The organism is Hoeflea sp. Naph1, from assembly GCF_046837775.1.
Taxonomy (GTDB): Bacteria; Pseudomonadota; Alphaproteobacteria; order Rhizobiales; family Rhizobiaceae; genus Hoeflea.
The window spans coordinates 1,912,452-1,936,591 of the sequence record NZ_CP177286.1; the positions used below are offsets into that span (position 1 = coordinate 1,912,452).

Genomic DNA, 24,140 nt, shown 5'->3' on the forward strand with positions numbered 1-24,140 from the left:
CGAGGCAATTCTCAACCCGGGTTTCATGCAAGCATCAGCCGGCAGAAGCCCGCGGGCAATCCACCGCAACCACCCATCGCAACCACAAGGTATCATCATGACAAAAAAGCAGTGTTTCGGCGCATCACACGTACCGCTTTCACCCGCCGTCAGGGCAGGCGACTTCGTCTACGTTTCCGGTCAGGTCCCCGTTGACCGCGATGGCAAGATCATCGACGGCGGCGTCGGCGCGCAGACGACCAAGGTGCTTGAAAATGTTGCTGCGGCGTTGGCGCTGGCTGGGTGTGAGCTTTCGGATGTGGTCAAGACCACGGTCTGGCTCAAGCGGGCAGAAGACTTTGCCGACTTCAATGCCGCCTATGCGCCGTTTTTCCCCAAAGATCCGCCGGCCCGCTCGACTGCGGAATCACGGCTGATGATCGATATCCTGGTCGAGATCGAAGCCATCGCCTACAAGCCCGTCTGAGTTCGTGCTGCCGGGGCGTGACAACACCCCCCGGCAGCCGGTTTGCCGACCTGCGCAACAGGTTTCAGCCTTCGTGATGCAGCAGTTCGCGGTTGTTGTGTACCAGTCGGGTTGACCAGGGGATCGGATTGCGCAGCGCGAAATGGGCCATGCATGCGCCTTCCGCCTCGGCCAGAAGCGCCTGGATGCTCTCTTCGGATTCAGGGCTTTCGATAATGACGTGGGTCTCGACTTTTTCGCATCGCCCATCTGTGGTGTGACCGAGTTCGCGCATCGTGCCCAGATTTGTCATGAAGCGGATCCGTTGCTCAAGGCGCAGGGAATTCACCTGTATTTTACGAGCCGTGAGAATGTCGGTCAGATGCGTCATCAAGCAGAAGGCAATCCCGGCCGAGAAAAACGCAAGCGGCGGCGGTGCAGTGTCGTCTCCGACCGGCGTCTGCTCGTCGCAATAAAGTTTGACCGGGCTGAAGCCGGGAATGTTGACCTGGACCACACCTGACTTCTTCTGCCGGTCATGTGCTTCGGCAACAACATTGACTTCGAAGTGAAGTGGCTCCGGCGGGCGGGATTTGCGAAACGGCGACGGCTCGAATTGGGTTGGGACTGGCGGAGCCTCGGCCCGCTCGCCTACGTGAAAATCGCTTTGATCTGTCATCGGTCTCTGGCTCCTTGGATTGGTCGGTTAATTGGGCTGCGGCGCTTATCCATGGTTCCAGTCATCGGGCTTGCTGGAATCATTGGGTGAGAGGCCAAGAGTTTCGCCATCGGTGGAACAGCCGAGACCAAGCACCGTCCGGTTGGCATAGTTGAAATAGGCCGCCACCTGATTGATCTCGAGGATTTCGCCATCGCTGTAGCCCAGTTCGCGCAGCTTCTGGACGTCGGCCTGAACCAGGTTTTTGGGCGCTACCGTCAGTATTTCGGCGTAGCGCAAGGCTTCCTTCTGAGCGTCATCGAGCGGCGCACGGTCGATGGCGCGGTCGGTGATTGCCGCCAGGATCTCGTCGCTGCGAGCATCATCCTTCAACAGCCGTTTCAGACCGGCAAAATGATGATCTACGCAGTAGCTGCACTGGTTGAGCGCGCTCACCCAGACGCCGACGGTTTCAAGAAACCATTTCGGCACCGTGTTGTTGGAATTATGCAGCACATTCTTGTACAGCATCATGTGACCTTCGAGCGTATGCGGACGCAGGCTGTGCATGGCCAGAATGTTGTCGACCTTGTTGCCGGGTCCCTTGACCCGGTCATAGATGGTCTTGAGCGGCCCTTCGGCCTGATCGTAGGGAATGGCATCAATCCATGGCATTGCTGGTTTCCTTGGCTGTCTGGGTTCAAAAAATGTAGGTTTGCCGGCCCGTCTCAGCCGAGCAACAATGCGTCGTCGCTGAGTTCTTCGTGCTGCTCTTGCTTGAACAACGCGAGCAGATCGTTGACATGCATGGCCGCGCGTTTCGGTCCGTCGATGTCGGTGACGATCCGGCCGCGGTGAAACATCACCGTGCGGTCGCCAACATGCAGTGCCTGCGCCATCGAATGCGTGACCATGACCACCGTGAGCTTCAGTTCGGCAACGATCGACTGCGTCAGTTCGAGGACGAACCCGGCAGTTTTCGGGTCAAGCGCGGCGGTATGTTCGTCCAGCAGCAAGACCTTGGTGTCACCGGTCGTGGCCATCAGCAGGCTTACTGCCTGGCGTTGGCCGCCCGACAGCAGGCCGACCTTGTCGTGGAGCCGGTTTTCCAGACCGAGCCCCAGCACCTTCAACCGCTCGGCTGCCTCGTCCTTGATTGTACGGGTGACTGCCATGCGAAACCCGCGCGGCCGGGTTCGGCCTTGCGCCAGCGCGAAATTTTCGAGGATGGTCAAATCCTCGCATGTGCCCATCTTGGGGTCCTGGAAAACCCGGCTCAAGAACTTCGACCGCCGATAGATCGGCCAATCGGAAATATCGTCCCCGGCGACAGCCACGGTGCCGCTGGCAGGCCGGCACAGGCCGGCAACGAGATTGAGGCAGGTCGATTTTCCAGCGCCGTTGGAACCGATGACGGTCAGGAACTGGCCTTCAGGAACATTGAGGCTAACGCCACGCAAGGCCTTGGTTTCCAGCGGTGTTCCGGGATTGAACGTGACATGGACATCCGAAAGTTCAATCATTGCTGCGCCTCTTGAAAATCTTCAGGAACGACAGTCCCGATTGCTGCACGATCAAGGCCACAGCAACCAGCACTGCGGTCACCATTTGGACATCGGAAGCCTGCAACCCGATGAAATCGGCATTGAGTGCCGCCGCCACCGCAAGCCGGTAAAGCACAGCGCCGATGATGCAGGCCGCAGTCGCGCGGACGATCGTATCGGAGGGCAGGACCGACATGCCGACGATTACCGATGCCAGTCCGACGATGATGACGCCGATCCCCATATAGGCGTCGGCCGCGCCGAAGATCTGTGCAAACAGGGCACCGGCGACTGCGGTGAGAAAGTTCGCAAGCCCGACGCCAAACAGCTTCATGTTGCCGACATTGACGCCGTTTGCTTCCGCCATCGCCGGGTTGGCGCCTGCGGCGCGCATCGAGATGCCGAGCCCGGTGGCAAGCAGAAGGTCAATCAGCAGTTTGATGACAAGCACCAGAATGCCAAGGAAGATCGGGTTGACGATGTAGCCCGGATAGCCCCAGCCCTCGAATACCGAATAGACTGTTTCGACCCCCAGCAGCGCCTTGTTGGGCCCCGTCATAATGCGAAGGTTGAGCGAATAGAGCGCAATGCCAACCAGAATGCCGGCCAGAATATGCAGGATATTGAAGCGCACATTGAGGTAGGCGGTAACGAACCCGGCGGCAAAGCCGGCGCCGCCGGCAAGCAGCGTGGCCAGCCAGGGATTGACGCCAAACCCGACAATCAAGGTAGCGCAGACGGCGGCGCCCAGCGGAAAGCTGCCTTCCACGGTCAGATCCGGAAAGTCCAGTATCTTGAATGTCAGATAGGCGCCGAGCGCGACAATTGCGAAAATGAAACCGGTCTCGAGCGTGCCGAGAAATTCATACAAGGACATGGGAGTTCACTGCCATCAGCTTGGAGCGATTGACGTCGATGGGCGCCAATCGCCCGATGGGATGAAGCTGTTATTCGAATATCTTGGTCGCCGCATCGAGTGTTGATTGCGGCACCGTCAATCCCATCCTCTCGGCCGAAGATTTGTTGATGAGGGTTTCGAACTTGTCATTGAGATCCTTGGCAATGACGGCATCAATCGTCCCCACCGGCTTGCCGTCGAGAACGTCGGCAACCATATCTCCGGCAAGCCGGCCAACCGCGTAATAGTTGAGCCCGACCGAAGCCGCAGCGCCGCGCTCCACTCCGCTGGTTTCGCCTGAAAAGATCGGCATTTTCACGTCCCAGCCGATCTTCACGATGGCTTCCATCGCCGCGACCACGGTGGTGTCGTCAGGCACATAGACGGCATCGACCTTGCCGATCAGTTTCTTGGTCGCCAGGATTACCTCGTTGGTCGTCGGTGCGGCCGATTCCACAACGGTCAAATTGCGTTTCTCAGCTTCTTCTTTGAGGACTGCGAGCGCGGCCAAGGCATTGTCGAGGCCGGGATTGTAGACAAAGCCGACCGTCTTCATGTCGGGCAGGAATTCGAGCATCAGATTGAGTTGCTGGCCGATCGGGGCGGCATCGGAGACACCGGTGACATTGGCTCCGGGCTGTTCATAGCGTTCGATCAGTTTGGCTTTCAGCGGGTCGGTGACCATGACGAAAACAATCGGGATGTCCTTGGTCGAGGCGACCATGGCCTGCGCGGTCGGGGTGGTGATCGGCACGATCACGTCCGGCGCGTTGCCGACGAATTTCTTGGCGATCTGCTGCTGCGTCGGCATGCTGCCATTGGCGTTCTGATATTCGATCTGGAGTGTTTCTCCCTCGATATATCCGCGGTCGGCAAGGGCATCGATGATGCCTTGTTTGCCGTCCATCAGTGATGGCACTTCGACGATTGTCGAAATCGCGATGGTTTTCATATCGGCCGCGTGGGCGACCGGCGCTGCAGCCGTTGCGAGTGCAAGCATGCCAGCACGAATGAGAGTTGCGACTTTCATGTTATCCTCCGAATATGTGGCGGGAATTGAAGCCCGACCGTTTTCTCAGTGGTTCCCTTGACTTCGACATCCAGCTTTTCAGGTGCTTGTTGTCCCAAGTCGCAATCCCGAGATTGCCTTTGCCCTTGATTGGCTTTGTCGAAGTGAATTTGCCTCGTCACCAATTCTTCGTTATCAGACATATGAAACGAGATAATTGACGATGTCAATCACATGACCGATCAACATAATTATCAGCTGCGTGGGGGCCTGGGTTTCAGGTTTACCCGTACCTCCCGGCTTATGGAGCAGCATTACGAACGGCTTCTGGGTGAACTGGGGCTGTCGCGCATCATGTGGTGCGTACTGGTGATGCGTGGCTTGTACGGAATCCAGAGCCCGTCGGCGATGGCCGACTATCTGGGCGTGGACCGGGCGGTGATCTCGCGCGTCCTTGGCTCGATGGACCGTAAAGGCATGATTTCACGCATCCCTCTGGATGGTGACAAGCGCGGTCGAGACGTCCATCTCACCGACCTTGGCAAGCAGAAGCTTGACGCATTTTTGCCGCGTGCAATGGAGACGGCCAACTATTTCCGAAGCAAGCTTACCGAGGATGAGTTTCAACAACTCAATGTGATACTGGACAAGATGATGGAAGGCGAAGACGGCGCGTTGCCAAGCCTCTGACCGGGCTCAATTGCCCGGTCGCATTCGCGGCATAATTGATCCGGACAGCCTCCGTCAAAAGGTTTGCCGCGTCCGGTGTGTGCTGGGCGATCCGACCGGGATCGAGCCTAACACCCAACTCGCCATGTCCGGAATGGCGGGCATGCCGTCGGCATCGTCGCCCGGCTCGGATGTCCGACCGACTGGCCATGAGCGCCGCTATTGCGCCGCGCTGCGACGATTTCTTACCGGCACCTGCCGTCCGCTTTTTCACGCAACATAGGTTTGCATTATGGACGGCATGCCTTCGTGATCTTGACCTGTAGCCGCGTCACGTGGATGACGTTTGTGCCGTCTGAAAGGATTCGAGGTCGTCCAGAGTGTCAAGGTCGGTGAAATACGCAGGGTCCGGAAGATCAACCGGGTTGACCTTGTCCGGATTGTTCCGGGTGAATTTCCGGCAACCGGGGTTGGTCTTGTCCGCCATCAATGCGGGCACCAAGGCCAGAGGGATGACCAGCGGATTGCCGCGGTCAGCGCCGTTCACTGGCATGGTGATGCGCGTCTGGTCGCTGGCCCGATGTGCAGCAAGCAGTTTCTGCAACGCATTGCTATCCAAAAGCGGCTGATCGCCGAGGACGACAAGCGTGGTATTTGCCTCTGGCACGGCGTTCAACCCGGCGACCACAGAGCCTGCCTGCCCCGACGCATAATCCGTGTTGTGAATGAAGCTGACGTTCAGGCCGGCAAGCACCCGTTCGATGTCCGGTGCCTGATGGCCGGTCACGACTATCACCGGCGCATCGCAGACAGAAACACAGGCTGACACAGTTGCGCGGAGCATCGGGATGCCATTGATGTCGACAAGCTGCTTGTTTATGGCCCCCATCCGGCGTGACAGGCCCGCTGCAAGAACGATTGCTGCCGTGTCAAACATCGCACAGATGCCTCCTTGTCCCTCCGGCCGCGCGTGCTTCGGATAGGGCAGCCAGACAGGCAATTAGCTGGCGCGGGTTACAAGGAATCGCGCAAGCGGCCGACCCAGCCCTTCTTGGCCGCAACTTCCTCGGCCTCTGCCTCTTCGACAGCCGGCTGCGGGCCGACAATTTCGCTGAATTTCGCAAAGAACTCGCCGGCCAGCTTCTTCGCCGTTCCATCAATCAGGCGGCTGCCAAGCTGGGCAATCTTGCCGCCGATCTCCGCCTTGACGGTGTAGTTGAGCATGGTCGCGTCGCCGTCGGGCACCAGGTCCACCTTGGCTCCACCCTTGGCAAAGCCGGCCATGCCGCCCGATCCTTCGCCGCTGATGGTGTATCCGTTTGGCGGGTTGAGGTCCGACAGCGTCACCTTGCCGGTAAAGCTCGCCTTGACCGGTCCAACGCGCAACGTCACCTTGGCGTCCATCTCGGTATCGGAGGTCTTTTCGATGGACTCGCAACCGGGAATGCACTGCCGCAGGATGTCGACGTCATTCAAGGCTGCGTAGACTTCTTCGCGGGACGCTTCGATGCGTTGTGATCCGTTCATTTCCATATTGGTTTGTCCTTGTCAGAGTGTGCGTTGGCCGCGACGGCGGATTTCAATCATTTCAGCAACAATCGAAAACGCGATTTCGTCGGGCGTGATGGCGCCGAGATTGAGCCCCGCCGGGGCGTGAATATTCTCAAGTTGCGATGATGATACACCGGATTTCACCAAATCGTCTTTCAGAGCGGCAGCTTTTTTACGCGAACCCACAAAGGCGAGATATTTGGACGGCACCTGCACGGCGGCCTTGAGTGCCGCGCTGTCGCCGCGGCCCTGGGTGGCGATCACCACATAATCCCGTTCGCTTCCATCGGCAGGAATGCCATACCCGTCGATCAGGCGATCAGTTTCGCCAAAGCCGGCTTGATCGTCAGCCGGAGCACAGATGGTGATGAAGAACCCCATCCGACGGGCCAGATCGGCAAGCGCTACGGCGACGGGTGACGCGCCGCAAATCGTCAGATGCGGCCGTGGCAATACCGGTTCGACGAACACATCCATGGTTCCTTGGCTGGGACACATGTTCTTGGCGTAGACCACGCCTTCGCGGATTTCGCCGGGCTTGACCTGATGTTCTGAAAGTTGCTCGTCGGGCTGGATGCTGACAAGCCGCGAATGGCCGTCGGCAAGCGCTTCGCGCGCAGCCTTGAGCACGGCGCCGCGGGCACATCCGCCACCGATCCATCCCTCGGTGATGGTGCCGTCACTGCGGATCACCGCCTTGGCACCGGCTTTTGCGGCGGTGACAGAAACCGTACGCACGACGGTCGCCAGCGCGAAAGGTTCGCCCTTTGATTTGTAATCATTCATCAGATCCAGAATATCGGACTGCCGTGGCATGATCATATCCTCGCCAGATAGGGTTCAAGGGCTTCAAGGCTTTCAAGATTGTGGGCTGGCGCAAACAGATCGATAAAAGGCAGGGCTGCCTTCATGCCGGCAGCCTCCGGCGCATAGCCCTGCCAGCCGATCATCGGATTGAGCCAAGCGATGCGACGGCAGCGGCGGCGCAATGCCTGCATCTCGATACCGAGATTTTCAGCCGATCCGGTATCGTAGCCATCCGAGACGATCATGACGCAGGTGCGTGAATGAATGCAGCGCTTGGCATGCCAACGATTGAAGGTGGCGAGACTTTCGCTGATCCTTGTGCCGCCGCCGGTGCCCTGGGCCAGCAACGACATGCGCTCCATGGCGCGTTGCGGATTGCGCTCCCGCAGGGCCGGCGAGATGTGGATCAGACGGGTGTGGAACACAAAGGCTTCGGCTTCGCGAAAGCTGTCGAGCACACCGTGCATGAAACGCAGGAAAACGGCGGAATAGAGGTTCATCGAACCCGATGCATCAAGCAGCACGACAAGCCGCAAAGGCTTGTCTTTGCGCTTGCGGCGGATAAGCTCCAGCGGCGTGCCGCCATGGGGGATGCTCTTGTGAATGGTTCGCCTGAGATCCAGCCGTTGACCGGAGCGCCGCGCATGCATCCGACGTGTCAGCCGCGCGCGCATGCTTTTCGCCAGGCGTTCGGCAAGCTCGTGCGCAGCGGCCAGATCTTCGGGTTGCGAGAGGTGACGAAAATCGGTTTTCGACAGAAGCTCGGTCCGCGATGCTCCTTCGCGCTTGGACTGACCGGTTTCGGAGACTTCGCTTCCTTCTCCGCGCTCGACATGATCGGCCTGATCGCTTTCGCCAAAACCGCGCTGGCCTGCTGCCTGGGTTTGCAGACCGGCCGGAGATTTCTTTGGCGCGCCGGAAATTCGCGTCGCCGATTTCATCCCGCGTTGCAACCAGTAGGCATCGAACAGTTCGTCAAATTTCTGCCAATCGGATTGCCGGCTGCAGAACAGGGTTTTCAAACTTGCGCGCAAGCGTGAGGGGCGTATCGCATCGCCGCTGCTGAGGATCATCAGGGCATCACGGGATTCAGCCAGGCCGACAATAAAACCGTTGTCGCGCAGGATTTGGACAAATCCATTGAGCTTCGTCCTGGCGCCTGCGCCCAGCGGATTTTCTGATGTCAGCGCCAGGCTCATTTCAGGCCACCTTGCCGAGCAGGCGGTCCGTGACCTCACGGGTCATGCGGGATTTGTCCTCGGAGGTCTTGATCAGGCACATCAGCGTTTCGTGAACCGTTTCTGGTTCATCGCGCAAGTGGCGAATGTCCAGTCCGGCCAGTGTGGCTGCCCAATCGAGCGTTTCGGCGACGCCCGGCGACTTGCGCAATTCTTCCTTGCGAATGAGGCTGACCATATTGGCTATCTGCAGCGCAAGATCGGTGTCGATGCCGGGCAAGCGCGACAGGATGATCCGGGCTTCGCGGTCGACATCGGGATAGTCGACATAATGGTAGAGACAGCGACGGCGGAGCGCGTCACTGAGTTCGCGGGTTCCGTTCGACGTCAGGATGACACGGGGGATGCTGGTCGCCGTGATGGTTCCCAGCTCGGGAATCGAAACCTGGAAGTCAGACAGCAGTTCGAGCAGAAACGCCTCGAATTCTTCGTCGGCCCGATCGACCTCGTCGATCAGCAGAACCGGAGACTTCTCTTGCCGGATTGCGGCAAGCAGCGGCCTCTCCAGCAGATAGGCCTCGCTGAAGATATGCTCTTCGACTGCGGACGCGTCGCTGCCTTCGCGGGCCTTGATGGCCAGCAGCTGGCGTTGATAGTTCCACTCATAGAGAGCTGCGCTCTGGTCGAGCCCCTCGTAGCATTGCAGCCGGATCAGTTTGGTATCATGGGCAAGGGCCAAGGCCCGTGCCACTTCGGTCTTGCCGACGCCAGCTTCGCCCTCAAGCAGCAACGGCCGCTTGAGGCTCTCCATCAACCATAGCGCCGTTGCCAGGTCGCGATCGGGGATATACCCAACCGCGGCCAATTGCTGGGCTACCTTTTCCTGTGGAATTTTCACCGAAACTTCCCCAACCCTATGTGTGCAGGCCGAGCTTCTCGCCGACGGTCCAGAGACGCCATGCATCATGCGGCATCTGGATGTGGCCGGCACCGAGGAAGGCATAGGCATCGTTCACGGCGTTGGAGAAGCACGGCACACCGCCGACATGGGGGCTTTCACCCACGCCCTTGGCACCGATCGGATGGTGCGGTGACGGCGTCACCGTATGGTCGGTTTCCCAGTGCGGCGTTTCCACTGCGGTAGGCAGGAAGAAGTCCATGAAGGACGCGCCCATGACGTTGCCCTGCTCATCGTAACGAATTTCCTGACCCATGGCGCAGGCAAAGGCTTCGGTCAGGCCGCCGTGGACCTGTCCCTCGATGATCATCGGGTTGATGCGGGTGCCGCAATCATCGAGCGCGTAGAAGCGCCTTGTCTTGGCGACACCGGTATCGACGTCGATGTCCATGACGCAGAAGTAGGCGCCAAACGGATAGGTCATGTTCGGCGGTTCGTAGTAATTGACCGCCTCCAGACCCGGCTCCATGTTCGGGGGCGGGCTGTTGTAGGCAGCCCAGGCGATTTCCTTCATGGTCTTGAACTTTTCGGGCAATCCCTTGACCCGGAAGCGGTCGACATCCCATTCCAGATCGCCTTCATGCACTTCCATCATGTGGGCGGCGATCATCTGGGCTTTCGCCTTGATCTTGCGGGCAGCCACAGCCGTCGCAGCACCGGCCACTGGCGTGGAACGAGAACCGTAGGTGCCAAGACCATAGGGTGCTGTGTCGGTGTTGCCTTCCTCGATCATGATGTCGTCGGCTGGAATGCCGATTTCGGTGGCGATGATCTGGGCGTAGGTCGTCTCGTGGCCCTGGCCCTGGCTCTTGGTACCCATGCGGGCGATTACCGAGCCTGTCGGGTGGATGCGGATTTCGGCCGAGTCAAACATGGCGATGCCAAGAATATCGCAATTCTTAGCAGGCCCGGCACCGACGATCTCGGTGAAGAACGAGATGCCGATCCCCATTACTTCGCGGGTTTCACCGCGATTGAAAGCCTCGCGTTTTTTCGCCTGTTCTTCGCGCAGTTCCTTGTAGCCGATGGTGTCCATCGCCTTCTTCATGGCTGTGTGATAGTCGCCGCTGTCATATTCCCAGCCAAGTGCTGACTGGTAGGGGAACTGCTCGGCCTTGATGAAGTTCTTGATGCGCAGTTCGGCCGCATCCATGCCGAGCTTGTCGGCCAGTAGTTCCACCGCGCGTTCAATGGCAAACACCGCTTCGGTGACGCGGAACGAGCAGCGATAGGCGACACCGCCTGAGGCCTTGTTGGTGTAGACGCCGTCAACTGCCAGATGAGCTGTCGGGATGTCGTAGGAGCCGGTGCAGATGTTCATGAACCCGGCGGGCCATTTCGACGGATCGGCGCAGGCGTCAAAGGCGCCATGATCGGCCAGCACATGCACGCGCATGGCCTGGATCTTGCCGTCCTTTGTGGCGGCGAGTTCGGTGGTCATGTGATAGTCGCGGGCGAACGACGTGGTGGAGAGGTTCTCCATTCGGTCCTCGACCCATTTGACCGGCACGCCCAGCACGATGGAGCCGACAACCGAGCAGACATAGCCGGCGTAAGCGCCGACCTTGTTGCCGAAGCCGCCGCCGATGTCGGGCGCAATGACGTGGATCTTGTGCTCGGGCAGGCCCGAAATCAGCGAGACGACGGTGCGGATGACATGCGGGGCCTGAAACGTGCCCCACAGCGTCAGCTCACCCTTGACCTTGTCGAAGGAGGCCACCGACTGGCAGGTTTCGAGCGGCGAGGGATGGGTGCGGTGATCGACCAGCATTTCCTTGATGGTCACATCGGCATTGGCGAAGACCGCGTCTGTTGCCTCCTTGTCACCGATCTTCCATTCGAAAATGTGGTTGGGGTGTTTGCGGGGGCCGTGAGCGCCCTCCATCTTGTCCTGGATGTCCTCGCGCAGGATCGGCGCGTCGGGCAGCATCGACTTAAACGGGTCGACGATGCAGGGCAGCGCTTCATATTCGACATCAACCAGTTCTGTAGCGTCGGACGCGATGTAGCGGTCTTCGGCGATGACGAAGGCCACTTCCTGGTTCTGGAACAGCACCTTTTCCTCGGCCAGGACCGCCTGCACGTCACCGGCCAGTGTCGGCATGTAATGCAGACCCAGCGGCTTGAGGTCAGCGGCGGTCAGCACGGCAACCACGCCCGGAAGGGCTTTGGCACGGCTGGTGTCGATGCTCTTGATCCGTGCATGGGCGTGGGGTGAGCGGACGAAATCACCAAACAGCATGCCGGGCAGTTTCAAATCATCGACATAGCTGCCTTTACCTTGCGTAAAGCGGACATCTTCGACGCGCTTGCGCTTGCAGCCCATGCCCTGGAGTTTTTCGGTGCGCTCGGCGCGGTCCTGATCAATTTTGGTCTGGTCGTTCATTCTGCAGCCTCCTGGAACGGGGTGCCGTTAATTTTCGCGGCGGCATACTGGATCGATTTGACGATGTTGACATAGCCCGTGCAGCGGCAAAGGTTGCCGGAAATGCCATGGCGGATTTCGTCTTCGGTCGGTGCCGGATTTTCCTGCAACAGGCGGTGCGCCCGCAGAATCATGCCAGGTGTGCAGAAGCCACACTGCAGACCATGCATCATGCGGAAGCCTTCCTGCAGCGCGCTCAGCGTTCCATCGGCATTGGCCACGCCTTCGATGGTGGTGATATCGGTGCCGTTGGCCTGCACGGCGAATGTCATGCAGCTTTTGACCGACATGTCGTCCATATCAACGGTGCACGCACCGCAATGGCCGGTATCGCAGCCAATATGGGCTCCGGTCAGGCTCTGTTGTTCCCGCAGAAAATGGATCAGCAATGTGCGCGGCTCAACCAGAGCCTCGACCTTCTTGCCGTTGATGGTCAGTTCGATATGCGATTTTGTCATTGGAATTCCCCCTCAACCTTTGGCGCGGGACTGAGCCCGCTCAAGTGCGCGCCGTACCATGACACCTGCCATTTTCGTGCGATATTCAGCTGGTCCGCGCATATCGGAGGCCGGGTTGGTGATGGCTTCGGCGGCTGCCACGGCAGCATCGACTGTCGCCTTGTCGAGGCTGGTGCCAACAAGAAGAGCAGCAGCATCGGACGCCCAGAGCGGTGTCTCCGATACGTTGGTCAAACCGATCGATGCGCTGGTGCATTTGCCACCCGCCATGGTGATGACGACGGCAGCGGCCGCAGTGGCATAGTCGCCAACCTTGCGCTTGAGCTTTTCATAGGCATAGCCATGGCCTGGGGCAGGGGTCGGAATGCGGACCGCAGTCAGGATCTCGCCGTGCTCCAGAGATGTGTAATAGGCACCCTGGTAGAAATCGCGCGCGGGAATTTCCCGGCGGCCATCCGGACCGGTGACCGCATAAGTCGCCCCAAGGCACATCATCAGCGCCGGCATGTCGTTGCCGGGATCGCCATTGGCGACATTGCCACCAAAGGTTCCCTTGTAGCGGATCTGCGGATCGGCGATCAGCCGTGAGGTCTCGGCGATGATGGGAATATGACGGGCGAGCTCGTCTGATGCGATCAGTTCGAACTGCGTGGTCATGGCGCCGATGATGATCTCGTCGCCCTTGATCTCGATACCCTTGAGACCACCGATGCCGGAGAGGTCGACAAGATGTTCCGGCGAAGCCAGCCGGGTCTTCATCAAGGGGATCAGGCTGTGCCCGCCGGCGAGGATATTGGCATCCTCGCCGAGTTTTGTGAGCAGCCCCACCGCATCGTCAATGGTTGCAGGTCGGTGATAGTCGAATGTGCCTGGTATCATTCTAGCTCCTCCCAAAGCTTGGCAGGTCAAAATCCGATCTTTCAATGAACCAGATGGCTGGCATCCCGATCGGCCTTCAACGGTGCATGTAGGAGAGGCCATTTCGGCTGCACGAGACAACCGCTGGCACACGAACACCACGCAATTTCACGAATTGCATCGTACTTGCACGAACTGCGTCAGTAATCTTGACGTAATTTTCAGACGATTCCGGAGTGCATCCGGGATTGATGGACGGCCAATTTCTGGCGAAGATCGGACACGCGGGCGCGGCTGATCGGCACGATTCGCCGCACCGGCGATTCCAGTTCGGCGACAGCTGCATCGCCGGATCTTTTTATCCGACCGACATGCGCCATGTTGACGATATAGCTGCGATGGGTCCGGTAGAATGCCGGTTTTGGCAGGCGCTCGAAGATCTCGGTGATCGACAGAGGGCAGAAAAGGTCGTCGCGTCCATTGAAGACATAGGTGTAATGGGCGTTGGCGTGCACGGATATGACGTCGCTGGCGGCGATGTGAAACCGGTTTCCATTCTTCTCGATCGGCAGCAGATTGGCCGAAGCGGCTCCGGCGGTGGCTGGACTAGCTGCAGTGGAGTCGTCCAACCCGATGTCATTGAATTCGTCCGTGTTGTCTACGCCGTTCCTGAGGTTGGCTTGATCCGTGTCTGGCGTCATGCGCTTGGGTACCAGGGCCAGCATGAAGATGCCGGACACAGCAAATGCAACGACGCTGACGATCGCGGCCAATGTGTCGCTTGAAATATATGACGTCGAAGACAGCTGCGCAGCCAGCGAAAAATCGAAAGTCGTGCCTTCCATCGCCGTGTAATGCATTCCCGACACAGCACACCCGAGAGCCGTGGCGCAGAGAAAAAGCGGAGGCCGACGTTCTGCCGAGAACGCCAGCCAGAGCCCCAGGCCCGAGGCTGTCACCGCAATCACGAAACTGACAACCACATAGACCGGATCATAAGTCAGCCGGGCGCTGGAATGCAGTGCGATCATGCCGACATAATGCATCGTCGTGATGCCCAGCCCCATTACCCCTGCCGCGATAACAAGCAACTGCCGCGAACGCAGGCTTGCCAGGTAGACGGCAATGCCCGTCACCAGCACGCAAACCAGGAATGACAGCAGTGTCGGCAAGACCAGGTAGTCAACCTCTGAGGCCATCCCCATCGACAGCATGCCGATGAAATGCATGCCCCAGATGCCAACGGCCAGCGTCATCGCCGAGGCAGCGATCAAGAGCCGTCGGTTGAGGGCGAAAGCTCCCGAGATGCGCAGCGCGAGATTCAGACCGACATAGCTGGCCTGAATGGCAACAATGATCGAGAGCGCAATCAGATAAAAATTGTGATCGGACGCCATCACCGGGTTGTCTCGCTAGCTTGGCATGTCGGTGGCTTCTGATTCATGACCGTACGCTAGCATGTTCGCTTCGCCAATCTCCACCGACACAGGGCGTTCGTTGCATCATCAGTGTATTCTTGCTGGCCAACTTCCAGCGCCATGCGCGAATCGTCGCTCAGACCCGAAGTCATTTCCATCAGGCCTCCTTTCAACTGCAAAGGGTTTGTTGCTTCTTCAACCGTGGGGTGAGCCCGAATTTTCACGCACTGAACCGTAAGGCGCGGATAACAGTTCATTGTAAAAAACCAATAGAGCCATGGTGTATGGGGACAGCTTTAACTCTATGCCTGCGCCTGCTCGTTCCACGGATGCGCGTCACATTGCCCCAATACCCTGTTCTGCGTCGAACTTGCATCCCTGTTCATTCAACTGAGTGTGGAAGATGCAAGCTAAATACTTGGATTGGTACATATACGTGGCGTTCAAAACGACCCAATTGAATGTGACATACATGAGACCACTATCGATTCCGGGAGGCGTACTTTTCGGAATAGAGGGCGCAAGCCAGGGTCAGGCAGGCAACTGATCGATCAGGATAAGGTCATCTGGGGGATACCGTTTTTCCCGGCATAGACATTTCCCCGAGTGGCAGATTATGGTTGTAACGAGGCTGTCTTTCAGTTTGTCAGACACGCTTTTCGCGAGCCTTTTCGAATTTGGAGAAAGTATCATGGATCGTCGTTCGTTTATTCGTACTGCAGGGGTTGTGGGGGCTGGCGCCGTTGCCACTGGCCTTGCAGCTCCGGCAATAGCCCAGGGCAATATCACTTGGCGTATGGTTACAACCTGGCCAAAGAATTTCCCCGGGTTGGGGGTTGGCGCTCAGCGTCTGGCTGATCGCATCACCGCTGCATCGGGCGGTCGCCTTACCATTCAGGTCTATTCCGCGGGTGAACTGGTTCCGCCGCTTCAGTCTCTGGACGCCGTGATCGATGGCACTGCGGAAATGAGCCATGGGGCAGCCTATTATTGGCAGAACAAATCACCTGCCTTGTCGTTCTTCACCGGCGTTCCCTATGGCATGACCACGCCCGAGTTGACGGCTTGGGTCCGCTATATGGGCGGCCAGGAAATCTGGGACGAGATCTATGACCAGTTCGGTGTACAGGGCTTCCTGTCCGGCAACACTGGCACACAGACCGGTGGCTGGTTCCGCGACGAGTTGAAAAGTCTCGAAGACGTCAAGGGCATTCGTTTCCGCACGCCGGGCCTGGGTGGTCAGGTCTGGGAAAAGCTGGGCGCGACGGTTACCAACATGGCCGCCGGCGAGATTTTCCAGGCGCTGCAGTCCGGCACTCTCGATGCCGCAGAATTCGTCGGCCCCTACAACGACCTGGCGCTCGGCTTCTACCAGGTCGCCAAGAACTACTACATGCCGTCCTTCGTTGAATCGGGTCTGGCAACCGAACTGGTCGTCGACAAGAAGAAGTATCAGGAACTGCCCGACGATCTTCAGGCGATCATCCGCGACATATCCCAGGCGGAATATGACCAGGTCTCGGCTGACTTCATCGCCAACGATCCGCGCGCCCTCAAGACGCTGGTCGAGGATCATGGTGTGATCGTGCGCAACTTCCCCGACGACATCATGGAAGCGGGCGCCAAGGCGTCTGTTGAAGTGGTCGAGGCATTGCGCAACAGCGATGACCCGCTGGTCAAGAAGACCACCGAAAGCTTCATCGAGGCGCTCAACCTGGTGCGGACCCGTACCGAAAAGATCGACTCGCCCTACGTTGCAGCGCGCGAAAAGTACCTCAAGTACTAAACGCCGACCCAATCAAGACGAAAGGCCCGGTGTTTTCGCCGGGCCTTTTTTTATGGATTACCCGGCCACCAGACGTGGCAACCAGGTGACGATTTCGGGGAAGATGAACAGGATGGCTATCGCTACGATCTGCAACGCAACGAAGGGCAGGACGCCCTTGTAGATTGCGCTGGTTGGCAAGTTCTCTGGTGCCACCCCGCGCAGGTAGAACAGGGCAAAGCCGAATGGCGGCGTCAGGAAAGATGTTTGCAGGTTGACCCCGACCAGAACGCCCAGCCAGACCGGATCGACATCCAGCGCCAGCAGCACCGGCGCGGTAATCGGGATGACGATGAAGATGATCTCGAACGTGTCCAGGATGAAGCCCAGAAAGAACATGATGAGCATCACCACAGCGACCGCGGCCAACGTTCCACCGGGCAGATTGCTCAGAAATTCATGCACCAGATTGTCGCCGCCCATCATCCGGAACACCACCGAAAAAACCGACGCGCCCATCAGGATGACGAATACCATACTGGTAATTGTCGCAGTCGAGATCACGGTTTCCTTGATGATGGTGAAAGACAGGCGCCAGCGCAATGCGGCAAGAATCATCGCGCCCACTGCACCAACAGAGGCAGCCTCGGTCGGCGTGGCAATTCCCCCGAGGATGGAACCCAGGACCGCAAGGATCAGCAGCAGCGGCGGAACCAATGCAACGAGCACCTCACGAAACAGGTCGCCCTTCTCTTCTGGCGGCACTGGTGTGGCTGGGCATGAGGCGGGGTCGGTCACTGCCTTGAACAGGACGAAGATCAGATAAAGCGAAACCAGCAGCAGCCCCGGCAGCAGCGCACCGGCAAACAGATCGCCCACCGATACCGGAGTTGGAGCGAAATTACCCTTGGCCATCTGCACCTGGCTGTTGATGCCTGACAGCATGTCTCCCATGAAGATCAGCACGGTTGAGGGTGGGATGATCTGGCCCAGTGTGCCGCTGGCACTGATGACGCCGGTAGCCAGCTTTGGATCGTAACCTGCGCGCAACATTGCCGGCAGCGAGATCAGACCCATCGTCACCACGGTCGCACCGACTACGCCGGTTGACGCGGCCAGCATCGCGCCGACAATGATCACCGAAAAGCCAAGCCCACCGCGAAGGTTCCCGAACAGTTTGCCCATGGTCAGCAAAAGCTGTTCTGCAATCTGACTTCGTTCCAGCATCACCCCCATGAAGATGAACAGGGGCACGGCCACCAGCACCTCATTGGTCATGAAGCCGATATAGCGGTTGGGCAGTGATCCGAAATTCGAGGGATCAAACACCCCGAAGGCCAGCCCGACACCACCAAACAACAAGGAGACACCGGCCAGCGTGAAGGCAACCGGAAAGCCGAGCAACAGGAAGCCGATCACGCCAAAGAACATCAGAGCGGCGAAAATTTCGCCAATTACCACCGGATCCATTAGACAGCTCCCTTGGGCAGATCAGAGAGAGTCTGGTCCGAATTGTACTGGATTGATTTGGGAACCAATTGCTCATTGCCCGAAAGCACGAGGATCGACCGGATGGCCATCGCCAATCCCTGAAGCGCGATCAGCCCGGCAAAGGTGATAATGAAGGTTTTCAGAATGAAGAGACCCGGCATCCCGCCAACATTTGCCGAGCCCTCACGATAGCTCCAGGCACGAGCCACGAACGGCATGGAGTATTGGTAAACCACCCAGGTGAACGGCAGCAGAAAGAGGAACACGCCGATCAGATCGGTCAATGCCTTTGTCCGCACACTTGCGGGACGATAGAAAATGTCCACCCGCACATGATCGTTGCGGAGCAACGCGAACCCGGCCACCGCCGTAAACATCGCCCCGTTCAACCACACATACAGATCCTGCATCCAGAGGTAGCTGATCGAAAACAGATAGCGCTGAACGACCACCGTGAAGCATACGGCGACGATGGCCAGTGAGAGCCAGGCGAATGTTCGCCCGATAAAAAGGTTGACCGCGCATATAGACGCCGCAACTCCAGCAAGAAAACGCACCCTTCGCTCCCCCCATTATAGTCATGTTCGTTTGTACCGACCTCAATCAAAGTGCAGGAGGTAAAAGTCAAGAACCAGACCCCGTTTTAGCCATCACCTTTGCTGCGTCTCATCCTATCGTCCAATATCGCTCGGTCCGCGCGGGGGAGGGGTATTCGATCGACGGTCGTGCAGCGTAGGAAAAAATGGCAGCTTTGCTGTCCATGCTGCAAGGATGCTTGATGCATTGGGAAGTTAAGTTTAGGCCGGAAGATAATTCAGGTTTTCGGGTGCACGAAGAGTGACGGCGAGGCCTGAGGTGAGAACCAGAATACCGATTTGACTGGGCACCGGCGTATTTGCAGAAGGGTTCATGTCCTGATGGTCATGCGAAAGGGCAGGTGTTCACTAGGTATTTGAGTGCTGAATGGGCGCCCAAATACCTAGTGAATTGACGAAGCCTTTGAAAATTATGGTGAGCCTCAGAGAATGGAAATACGGCCACCTGCATCAGAGCAATATGGAGATGAAGCCGCGCATAGAAGTTCATTCGAGATATAAACTGATACGGCTCCGCATTCCGGCATGGTGGGTGGCAATATCTCTGATTTTAGCGATTCACTCCCACCATTGAGCTGTCTGATCGCCCGACTTCAGGCAACGTGGCATCTCTTTTTCCAAATCGCACCGCTCACGAAATCTTGGTCAGCAAATCGTCCAGGGACTTCTTTGCATCGCCATAGAACATCCGCGAATTTTCCTTGAAGAACAGCGGATTTTCGATCCCGGAATAGCCCGTGCCTTGCCCGCGCTTGGAAATGAACACCTGCTTGGCTTTCCAGCACTCCAGAACCGGCATGCCGGCAATCGGGCTGTTGGGGTCGTCCTGCGCCGCCGGGTTCACGATGTCGTTCGCCCCGATCACGATGGCGACGTCCGTCTCCGGGAAGTCCTCGTTGATCTCGTCCATCTCGAGCACGATGTCGTAAGGCACCTTGGCCTCGGCCAGCAGTACATTCATGTGACCGGGCAGACGTCCCGCAACCGGGTGGATGGCGAAACGGACATTCTTGCCCTTGGCCCGCAGGCGGCGCGTGAGTTCTGCAACGTTCTGCTGAGCCTGCGCCACGGCCATGCCGTAGCCCGGAATGATGATGATCGAATCCGCCTCGTCCAGTGCGCTGGCCACGCCGTCGACATCGATTGCGATCTGCTCGCCCTCGACTGCCATCTGTTCGCCAGCCGGGCCGCCAAAACCGCCCAGGATAACGCTGATGAAGGATCGGTTCATCGCCTTGCACATGATGTAGGACAGGATCGCACCGGAGGAACCGACAAGCGCGCCGACAACGATCAGCAGGTCATTGCCGAGGGAGAAGCCGATGGCGGCCGCCGCCCAGCCCGAGTAGCTGTTGAGCATCGAGACAACCACGGGCATGTCCGCGCCACCGATGCCCATGATCAGGTGATAGCCGATGAACAATGCGCAGACTGTCATCACTGCCAGCGGCAGCAGCCCACCGGTGTTGAAGTACCACAGCAAACAGATCACCGACACAGCGGCAGCACCGGCGTTGAGTATGTGGCCACCAGGCAGTTTGAAAGCGGCCGAATTCACCTTGCCTGCCAGCTTGCCATAGGCAACCACCGATCCGGTAAACGTGACGGCACCGATGAAGATGCCAAGGAACAGCTCGATGCGCAGAATCGACACCTCAACGGCCTCTTTATGCGCGAGCAGGGCAGCAAACCCCTCAAGCCCGTCGCGGGTTGCTGCGTCCATAGCCATGACCCGGCCCATTTCTATATGGGCGATGAAGCCGACAAAGACTGCCGCCAGACCGACAAGGCTGTGCATTGCCGCGACCAATTCCGGCATTTGGGTCATCTGCACTTTGGTGGCCAGCTGGTAACCAATTACGCCACCCAGGGCGATCAGGATCAGCGAAACAGGCCACAGCCCCGTACCGGGGCCGACGATCGTTGCGAACACCGCCAGCGCCATGCCAAAGATGCCGTACCACACTGCGCGCTTGGCGCTTTCCTGGCCCGACAATCCACCAAGCGAGAGGATCAAGAGCACCGCCGCGACCACGTAGGCCGCTGTTGTAAATCCGAATTCCATTGCTCTACCCCTTACGACTTCTGGAACATGGCGAGCATGCGCCGTGTCACGAGGAAGCCGCCGAAAATGTTGATGCCCGCCATGAAGATGGACAATGCCGCCAGCACGATCACCAGGGTAGACCCTGATCCAATTTGCATTAGCGCACCCAGAATGATGATCGACGAGATGGCGTTGGTAACGGCCATCAGCGGCGTGTGCAGGCTGTGCGCCACACCCCAGATCACCTGGAAACCAATGAACACCGACAGCACGAAGACGATAAAATGCTGCATGAAGCTAGCCGGGGCAAAAAGTCCAGCGCCCAGCACCAGTGCACCACCGACGGCCAGCAGGGTTACCTGAGATTTTGTCTGCGCCTTGAACGCGCCGACCTCTTCGGCCCGCTTCTCTTCCGGGGTCTTTTCCTTGAGCTTTTCCTTGGGCTTCTGCGCTGCGATTGCCTTGATCTTGGGTGGCGGTGGAGGGAATGTAACCTCCTTCGCATGGGCAATCGTTGCCCCGCGGATCACGTCATCCTCCATATTATGATTGACCTTGCCGTCCTTGTCGGGCGTCAGGTCTGTCATCATGTGACGAATGTTGTTTGCATAAAGCGTTGAGGACTGTGTCGCCATTCGGCTGGGCAAGTCGGTATAGCCGATGATCGTCACGCCGTTGTCGGTGACGATCTTCTGATCCATCACCGTCATTTTGCAGTTGCCACCCTTTTCGGCGGCAAGGTCGACAATGACGGAACCGGGCTTCATCGCCTCGACCATATCCTTGGTCCACAGCTCGGGCGCTTCGCGGTTGGGGATCAGTGCCGTGGTAATGACGATGTCGATCTCGGGCGCCAACTCGCGAAACTTCGCCAATTGTGCGGCAGCGAATTCTGGACTGGAGACTGAGGCGTAACCACCCGATTCCGCGCCATCCTTCGCCTCTTCATCAAAGTCGAGGAAGACAAACTCCGCGCCCATGGATTCAACCTGCTCGGCCACTTCGGGGCGCACGTCGAACGCATAGGTGATTGCGCCAAGGGCTGTCGATGTGCCGATGGCGGCAAGACCCGCCACACCGGCACCGACGACCAGAACCTTGGCCGGGGGCACCTTGCCGGCAGCCGTCACCTGACCGGTGAAGAAACGGCCAAAGTTGTTGGCGGCTTCGATCACGGCGCGGTAACCGGCGATATTGGCCATCGACGACAGCGCATCCATCTTCTGTGCCCGGCTGATGCGCGGCACCATGTCCATCGCGATGACCGACGCGCCCTTGTCGGCCGCCGCCTGCATCAGATCGCCATTCTGGGCCGGCCAGAAGAAGCTGATCAACAGTTTGCCGTCGGTCAGCCTCTTGATCTCGGTGTCCGTGGGAGGACGCACCTTGGCGATGACGTCGGCACCTTTCCACAGCGCGGCGGCAGTCTTGACGATCTCGACGCCGGCATCGGCATAAACCTCGTCCAAGAAGCCCGCAGCCACCCCGGCCCCGGACTCGATTGCACATTCATACCCCAATTTCTGAAGCAGACGTGCCGAATCCGGCGTCATGGCAACACGTGCCTCACCCTTCATCACTTCCTTTGGCGTCCCGATTTTCACGTTTCTTGTCCTTTTCTTTGCTGCCCGATCTACGGGTCGGTCAGGCGTCTGCGACCGGCTGCAGAAATGCGAAATCACACCCCTCATCCGCCTGCAGTACTTCGGATGCATAGAGACGGTCGTAACCGCGCCGCTGTTCAGGCGGCACAAGATTGCCGGTCCATTCGGACCTGCGCCGCTCCAGCTCGGCCTCATCAACCAGCAGTTCGATCCGTTTCTCGCTCACCGACAGGCGAATCCGGTCCCCGTTTCTTACCAGCGCCAGCGGACCTCCGGTAGAGGCCTCGGGAGCGACGTGTAGCACAATGGTTCCGAAGGCAGTACCGGACATACGCGCATCGGAAATGCGGATCATGTCCTTCACACCTTGCGCCGACAGCTTTTTCGGGATCGGCAGATAGCCGGCCTCCGGCATGCCCGAGGCACTTTTTGGCCCGGCGTTCTGCAGGACCATGATGTCATCGGCAGTAATATCGAGATCCGGGTCGTCCACCCGCGCCGCAAGATCCTCGAGCGAGCTGAAAACCACAGCGCGCCCTTCTTTCTCGAACAGGTTTTTGTCGGCGGCAGAGCGTTTCAGGATAGCACCGCGGGGCGCGAGATTGCCGAACAGTGCGACCAGCCCGCCCTGCGGTTCGAGCGGCGCTTCGGCGGAGGCGATCACCCGGCGGTCGATATAGCCTGGGTCCTGGTCCAGTCGCTCGCCCAGAGTTTCACCGGTCACCGATATCGTGTCGAGATGAAGCAATGGGCGCAGTTCGCGCAACACGGCACCGACACCGCCGGCAAAGAAGAAATCTTCCATGTAGTGCATGCCAACCGGTTTGAGGTTGACCAGAACCGGTGTTTCGTCGCTAAGCGAATTCAGCCGCTCAAGCGAGATCTTGATACCCAGACGCCCTGCGATGGCCGTGAGGTGAATGATTGCGTTGGTCGACCCGCCCAGAGCCAGAAGAACGCGCAGGGCATTCTCGACCGACTTTTCGGTGATGACCTGGCTGGGCCTGATCGGCGATGTGACCATCTGCGCGGCGGCGCGGCCCGAGGCTTCTGCAGCCCGCAGCCGGTCAGCATGGACTGCCGGTATCGCAGCGGTTCCCGGCAGGCTCATGCCCAAGGTTTCCGAGATGCAGGCCATGGTTGATGCGGTGCCCATCACGGCACAAGTGCCCGATGTGGTGGCCAGCCGCCCCTCGATATCGTTGATCTGTTCAGTCGTCACCTCTTTGGCGCGGTATTTTCCCCAGAACCGGCGGCAATCCGTGCAGGCACCCAGACGTTCTTCGCCATAGCGAGATGTCATCATCGGCCCGGCCACCAGTTGTACAGCAGGCAGATCGATCGAGGCGGCGCCCATCAGCTGTGCCGGCACTGTCTTGTCGCAGCCCCCCATCAGCACCACCGCATCCATCGGCTGTGCACGAATCATTTCTTCAGTATCCATGGCCATCAGGTTGCGGAATTTCAGAGACGTCGGCGACAGGAACACCTCACCAAGCGAGATGGTTGGGAATTCGATGGGCAGCCCGCCACCCAATAGAACGCCACGCTTTACCGCGTCCAGCAGTTCCGGGAAATGCCGATGGCAGTTGTTGAAGCCGGAAAATGAATTGGCGATGCCGACGATCGGTTTTTTCAGCACCTCGCGCGAATAGCCCATCGAAGCAGCAAAGGAATTGCGTAGGTAGAGCGAGAAATCCTTGTCACCGTAGTTCGTCAGACCTCGTGCGAAGCCTGTTGGGTCTTGCTCGTCCATGTTGC

The 24,140-nt window shown here is 58.6% G+C and carries 22 protein-coding genes; 3 read left to right on the plus strand and 19 right to left on the minus strand.

Annotated elements, in window-relative coordinates; translation table 11 throughout:
• Positions 1 to 97 precede the first annotated feature (97 nt).
• The gene (locus tag ACK6D9_RS09065) at positions 98 to 466 is read left to right on the plus strand and encodes a RidA family protein (protein ID WP_412051418.1); all 369 of its coding nucleotides are present in this window, start codon (positions 98 to 100) and stop codon (positions 464 to 466) included.
• Between the two features lie 64 nt (positions 467 to 530).
• On the opposite strand, the gene ACK6D9_RS09070 is transcribed toward ACK6D9_RS09065, so the two are convergent.
• The 5 genes from ACK6D9_RS09070 to ACK6D9_RS09090 all read right to left on the minus strand — a co-directional run bounded on the left by ACK6D9_RS09070 (position 531) and on the right by ACK6D9_RS09090 (position 4,575).
• Entirely contained in the window at positions 531 to 1,124 is a 594-nt protein-coding gene (locus ACK6D9_RS09070; protein ID WP_322988556.1) for an OsmC family protein, read from the minus strand.
• Between the two features lie 45 nt (positions 1,125 to 1,169).
• Complete coding sequence (locus ACK6D9_RS09075; protein ID WP_322988557.1) at positions 1,170 to 1,778, minus strand: peroxidase-related enzyme; 609 nt, start codon at positions 1,776 to 1,778, stop codon at positions 1,170 to 1,172.
• Between the two features lie 53 nt (positions 1,779 to 1,831).
• Positions 1,832 to 2,626 (minus strand): ABC transporter ATP-binding protein, encoded by a 795-nt coding sequence (locus ACK6D9_RS09080; RefSeq protein WP_412051419.1) that lies wholly within the window; start codon positions 2,624 to 2,626, stop codon positions 1,832 to 1,834.
• Positions 2,619 to 3,524 carry an ABC transporter permease gene (locus ACK6D9_RS09085; RefSeq protein ID WP_412051420.1) on the minus strand — a complete coding sequence of 302 codons (906 nt, stop codon included), beginning with the start codon at positions 3,522 to 3,524 and terminating at the stop codon, positions 2,619 to 2,621. Before ACK6D9_RS09085 ends, ACK6D9_RS09080 begins: the two co-directional genes overlap by 8 nt.
• Before the next feature lie 70 nt (positions 3,525 to 3,594).
• A complete protein-coding gene (locus ACK6D9_RS09090) occupies positions 3,595 to 4,575 on the minus strand; it encodes an ABC transporter substrate-binding protein (RefSeq protein WP_412051421.1) in 981 nt (326 codons plus the stop codon).
• 213 nt (positions 4,576 to 4,788) lie between these two features.
• Between ACK6D9_RS09090 and ACK6D9_RS09095 the strand changes: the two genes are divergently transcribed.
• On the plus strand, positions 4,789 to 5,244 hold the full coding sequence (locus ACK6D9_RS09095) for a MarR family winged helix-turn-helix transcriptional regulator (RefSeq protein WP_322988561.1): 456 nt from the start codon (positions 4,789 to 4,791) through the stop codon (positions 5,242 to 5,244).
• Positions 5,245 to 5,554: 310 nt separating this feature from the next.
• Here ACK6D9_RS09095 and ACK6D9_RS09100 read toward each other — a convergent pair whose 3' ends face one another.
• The 9 genes from ACK6D9_RS09100 to ACK6D9_RS09140 all read right to left on the minus strand — a co-directional run bounded on the left by ACK6D9_RS09100 (position 5,555) and on the right by ACK6D9_RS09140 (position 14,855).
• Complete coding sequence (locus tag ACK6D9_RS09100) at positions 5,555 to 6,160, minus strand: NTP transferase domain-containing protein (protein WP_412051422.1); 606 nt, start codon at positions 6,158 to 6,160, stop codon at positions 5,555 to 5,557.
• Between the two features lie 77 nt (positions 6,161 to 6,237).
• Positions 6,238 to 6,756 carry an SRPBCC family protein gene (locus ACK6D9_RS09105; protein WP_412051423.1) on the minus strand — a complete coding sequence of 173 codons (519 nt, stop codon included), beginning with the start codon at positions 6,754 to 6,756 and terminating at the stop codon, positions 6,238 to 6,240.
• 15 nt (positions 6,757 to 6,771) lie between these two features.
• The gene (locus tag ACK6D9_RS09110; RefSeq protein WP_412051424.1) at positions 6,772 to 7,590 is read right to left on the minus strand and encodes an XdhC family protein; all 819 of its coding nucleotides are present in this window, start codon (positions 7,588 to 7,590) and stop codon (positions 6,772 to 6,774) included.
• 2 nt (positions 7,591 to 7,592) lie between these two features.
• Positions 7,593 to 8,780 (minus strand): vWA domain-containing protein, encoded by a 1,188-nt coding sequence (locus ACK6D9_RS09115; RefSeq protein WP_412051425.1) that lies wholly within the window; start codon positions 8,778 to 8,780, stop codon positions 7,593 to 7,595.
• Between the two features lies 1 nt (position 8,781).
• Positions 8,782 to 9,651 carry an AAA family ATPase gene (locus ACK6D9_RS09120; protein ID WP_412051771.1) on the minus strand — a complete coding sequence of 290 codons (870 nt, stop codon included), beginning with the start codon at positions 9,649 to 9,651 and terminating at the stop codon, positions 8,782 to 8,784.
• A gap of 22 nt (positions 9,652 to 9,673) precedes the next feature.
• Positions 9,674 to 12,103, minus strand: coding sequence for an aerobic carbon-monoxide dehydrogenase large subunit (locus ACK6D9_RS09125; protein WP_412051426.1), 2,430 nt, complete (start codon positions 12,101 to 12,103; stop codon positions 9,674 to 9,676).
• A complete protein-coding gene (locus tag ACK6D9_RS09130) occupies positions 12,100 to 12,600 on the minus strand; it encodes a (2Fe-2S)-binding protein (RefSeq protein WP_412051427.1) in 501 nt (166 codons plus the stop codon). The genes ACK6D9_RS09125 and ACK6D9_RS09130 overlap by 4 nt, the downstream gene beginning before the upstream one ends.
• Positions 12,601 to 12,612: 12 nt before the next feature.
• Positions 12,613 to 13,479, minus strand: coding sequence for an FAD binding domain-containing protein (locus ACK6D9_RS09135; protein WP_412051428.1), 867 nt, complete (start codon positions 13,477 to 13,479; stop codon positions 12,613 to 12,615).
• 200 nt (positions 13,480 to 13,679) lie between these two features.
• Positions 13,680 to 14,855: an MHYT domain-containing protein gene (locus tag ACK6D9_RS09140; RefSeq protein ID WP_412051429.1), complete on the minus strand. Its 1,176-nt coding sequence runs from the start codon at positions 14,853 to 14,855 to the stop codon at positions 13,680 to 13,682.
• A gap of 712 nt (positions 14,856 to 15,567) precedes the next feature.
• On the opposite strand from ACK6D9_RS09140, the gene ACK6D9_RS09145 reads away from it, so the two are divergent.
• Positions 15,568 to 16,662, plus strand: coding sequence for a TRAP transporter substrate-binding protein (locus tag ACK6D9_RS09145; RefSeq protein ID WP_322990169.1), 1,095 nt, complete (start codon positions 15,568 to 15,570; stop codon positions 16,660 to 16,662).
• A 57-nt stretch (positions 16,663 to 16,719) separates the two neighbouring features.
• On the opposite strand, the gene ACK6D9_RS09150 is transcribed toward ACK6D9_RS09145, so the two are convergent.
• The 5 genes from ACK6D9_RS09150 to ACK6D9_RS09170 all read right to left on the minus strand — a co-directional run bounded on the left by ACK6D9_RS09150 (position 16,720) and on the right by ACK6D9_RS09170 (position 24,135).
• Positions 16,720 to 18,111 carry a TRAP transporter large permease gene (locus ACK6D9_RS09150; RefSeq protein ID WP_412051430.1) on the minus strand — a complete coding sequence of 464 codons (1,392 nt, stop codon included), beginning with the start codon at positions 18,109 to 18,111 and terminating at the stop codon, positions 16,720 to 16,722.
• The gene (locus tag ACK6D9_RS09155; protein WP_412051431.1) at positions 18,111 to 18,689 is read right to left on the minus strand and encodes a TRAP transporter small permease subunit; all 579 of its coding nucleotides are present in this window, start codon (positions 18,687 to 18,689) and stop codon (positions 18,111 to 18,113) included. The genes ACK6D9_RS09150 and ACK6D9_RS09155 overlap by 1 nt, the downstream gene beginning before the upstream one ends.
• A 670-nt stretch (positions 18,690 to 19,359) precedes the next feature.
• Complete coding sequence (locus ACK6D9_RS09160; RefSeq protein ID WP_412051432.1) at positions 19,360 to 20,793, minus strand: NAD(P)(+) transhydrogenase (Re/Si-specific) subunit beta; 1,434 nt, start codon at positions 20,791 to 20,793, stop codon at positions 19,360 to 19,362.
• An 11-nt stretch (positions 20,794 to 20,804) separates the two neighbouring features.
• Entirely contained in the window at positions 20,805 to 22,379 is a 1,575-nt protein-coding gene (locus tag ACK6D9_RS09165) for a Re/Si-specific NAD(P)(+) transhydrogenase subunit alpha (RefSeq protein WP_322989372.1), read from the minus strand.
• Between the two features lie 40 nt (positions 22,380 to 22,419).
• Complete coding sequence (locus ACK6D9_RS09170; RefSeq protein WP_412051433.1) at positions 22,420 to 24,135, minus strand: IlvD/Edd family dehydratase; 1,716 nt, start codon at positions 24,133 to 24,135, stop codon at positions 22,420 to 22,422.
• Between the last annotated feature and the right edge of the window lie 5 nt (positions 24,136 to 24,140).

Bases quoted from the DNA above. Each gene is read 5' to 3' on its own strand.
- ACK6D9_RS09090 (WP_412051421.1), bottom strand. From the start codon at position 4,575: ATGAAAGTCGCAACTCTCATTCGTGCTGGCATGCTTGCACTCGCAACG.
- ACK6D9_RS09130 (WP_412051427.1), bottom strand. From the start codon at position 12,600: ATGACAAAATCGCATATCGAACTGACCATCAACGGCAAGAAGGTCGAG.
- ACK6D9_RS09140 (WP_412051429.1), bottom strand. From the start codon at position 14,855: ATGGCGTCCGATCACAATTTTTATCTGATTGCGCTCTCGATCATTGTT.
- ACK6D9_RS09160 (WP_412051432.1), bottom strand. From the start codon at position 20,793: ATGGAATTCGGATTTACAACAGCGGCCTACGTGGTCGCGGCGGTGCTC.
- ACK6D9_RS09100 (WP_412051422.1), bottom strand. From the start codon at position 6,160: ATGTTTGACACGGCAGCAATCGTTCTTGCAGCGGGCCTGTCACGCCGG.
- ACK6D9_RS09075 (WP_322988557.1), bottom strand. From the start codon at position 1,778: ATGCCATGGATTGATGCCATTCCCTACGATCAGGCCGAAGGGCCGCTC.
- ACK6D9_RS09145 (WP_322990169.1), top strand. From the start codon at position 15,568: ATGGATCGTCGTTCGTTTATTCGTACTGCAGGGGTTGTGGGGGCTGGC.
- ACK6D9_RS09150 (WP_412051430.1), bottom strand. From the start codon at position 18,111: ATGGATCCGGTGGTAATTGGCGAAATTTTCGCCGCTCTGATGTTCTTT.
- ACK6D9_RS09095 (WP_322988561.1), top strand. From the start codon at position 4,789: ATGACCGATCAACATAATTATCAGCTGCGTGGGGGCCTGGGTTTCAGG.
- ACK6D9_RS09110 (WP_412051424.1), bottom strand. From the start codon at position 7,590: ATGCCACGGCAGTCCGATATTCTGGATCTGATGAATGATTACAAATCA.
- ACK6D9_RS09065 (WP_412051418.1), top strand. From the start codon at position 98: ATGACAAAAAAGCAGTGTTTCGGCGCATCACACGTACCGCTTTCACCC.
- ACK6D9_RS09070 (WP_322988556.1), bottom strand. From the start codon at position 1,124: ATGACAGATCAAAGCGATTTTCACGTAGGCGAGCGGGCCGAGGCTCCG.
- ACK6D9_RS09105 (WP_412051423.1), bottom strand. From the start codon at position 6,756: ATGGAAATGAACGGATCACAACGCATCGAAGCGTCCCGCGAAGAAGTC.
- ACK6D9_RS09080 (WP_412051419.1), bottom strand. From the start codon at position 2,626: ATGATTGAACTTTCGGATGTCCATGTCACGTTCAATCCCGGAACACCG.
- ACK6D9_RS09170 (WP_412051433.1), bottom strand. From the start codon at position 24,135: ATGGACGAGCAAGACCCAACAGGCTTCGCACGAGGTCTGACGAACTAC.
- ACK6D9_RS09115 (WP_412051425.1), bottom strand. From the start codon at position 8,780: ATGAGCCTGGCGCTGACATCAGAAAATCCGCTGGGCGCAGGCGCCAGG.
- ACK6D9_RS09085 (WP_412051420.1), bottom strand. From the start codon at position 3,524: ATGTCCTTGTATGAATTTCTCGGCACGCTCGAGACCGGTTTCATTTTC.
- ACK6D9_RS09125 (WP_412051426.1), bottom strand. From the start codon at position 12,103: ATGAACGACCAGACCAAAATTGATCAGGACCGCGCCGAGCGCACCGAA.
- ACK6D9_RS09135 (WP_412051428.1), bottom strand. From the start codon at position 13,479: ATGATACCAGGCACATTCGACTATCACCGACCTGCAACCATTGACGAT.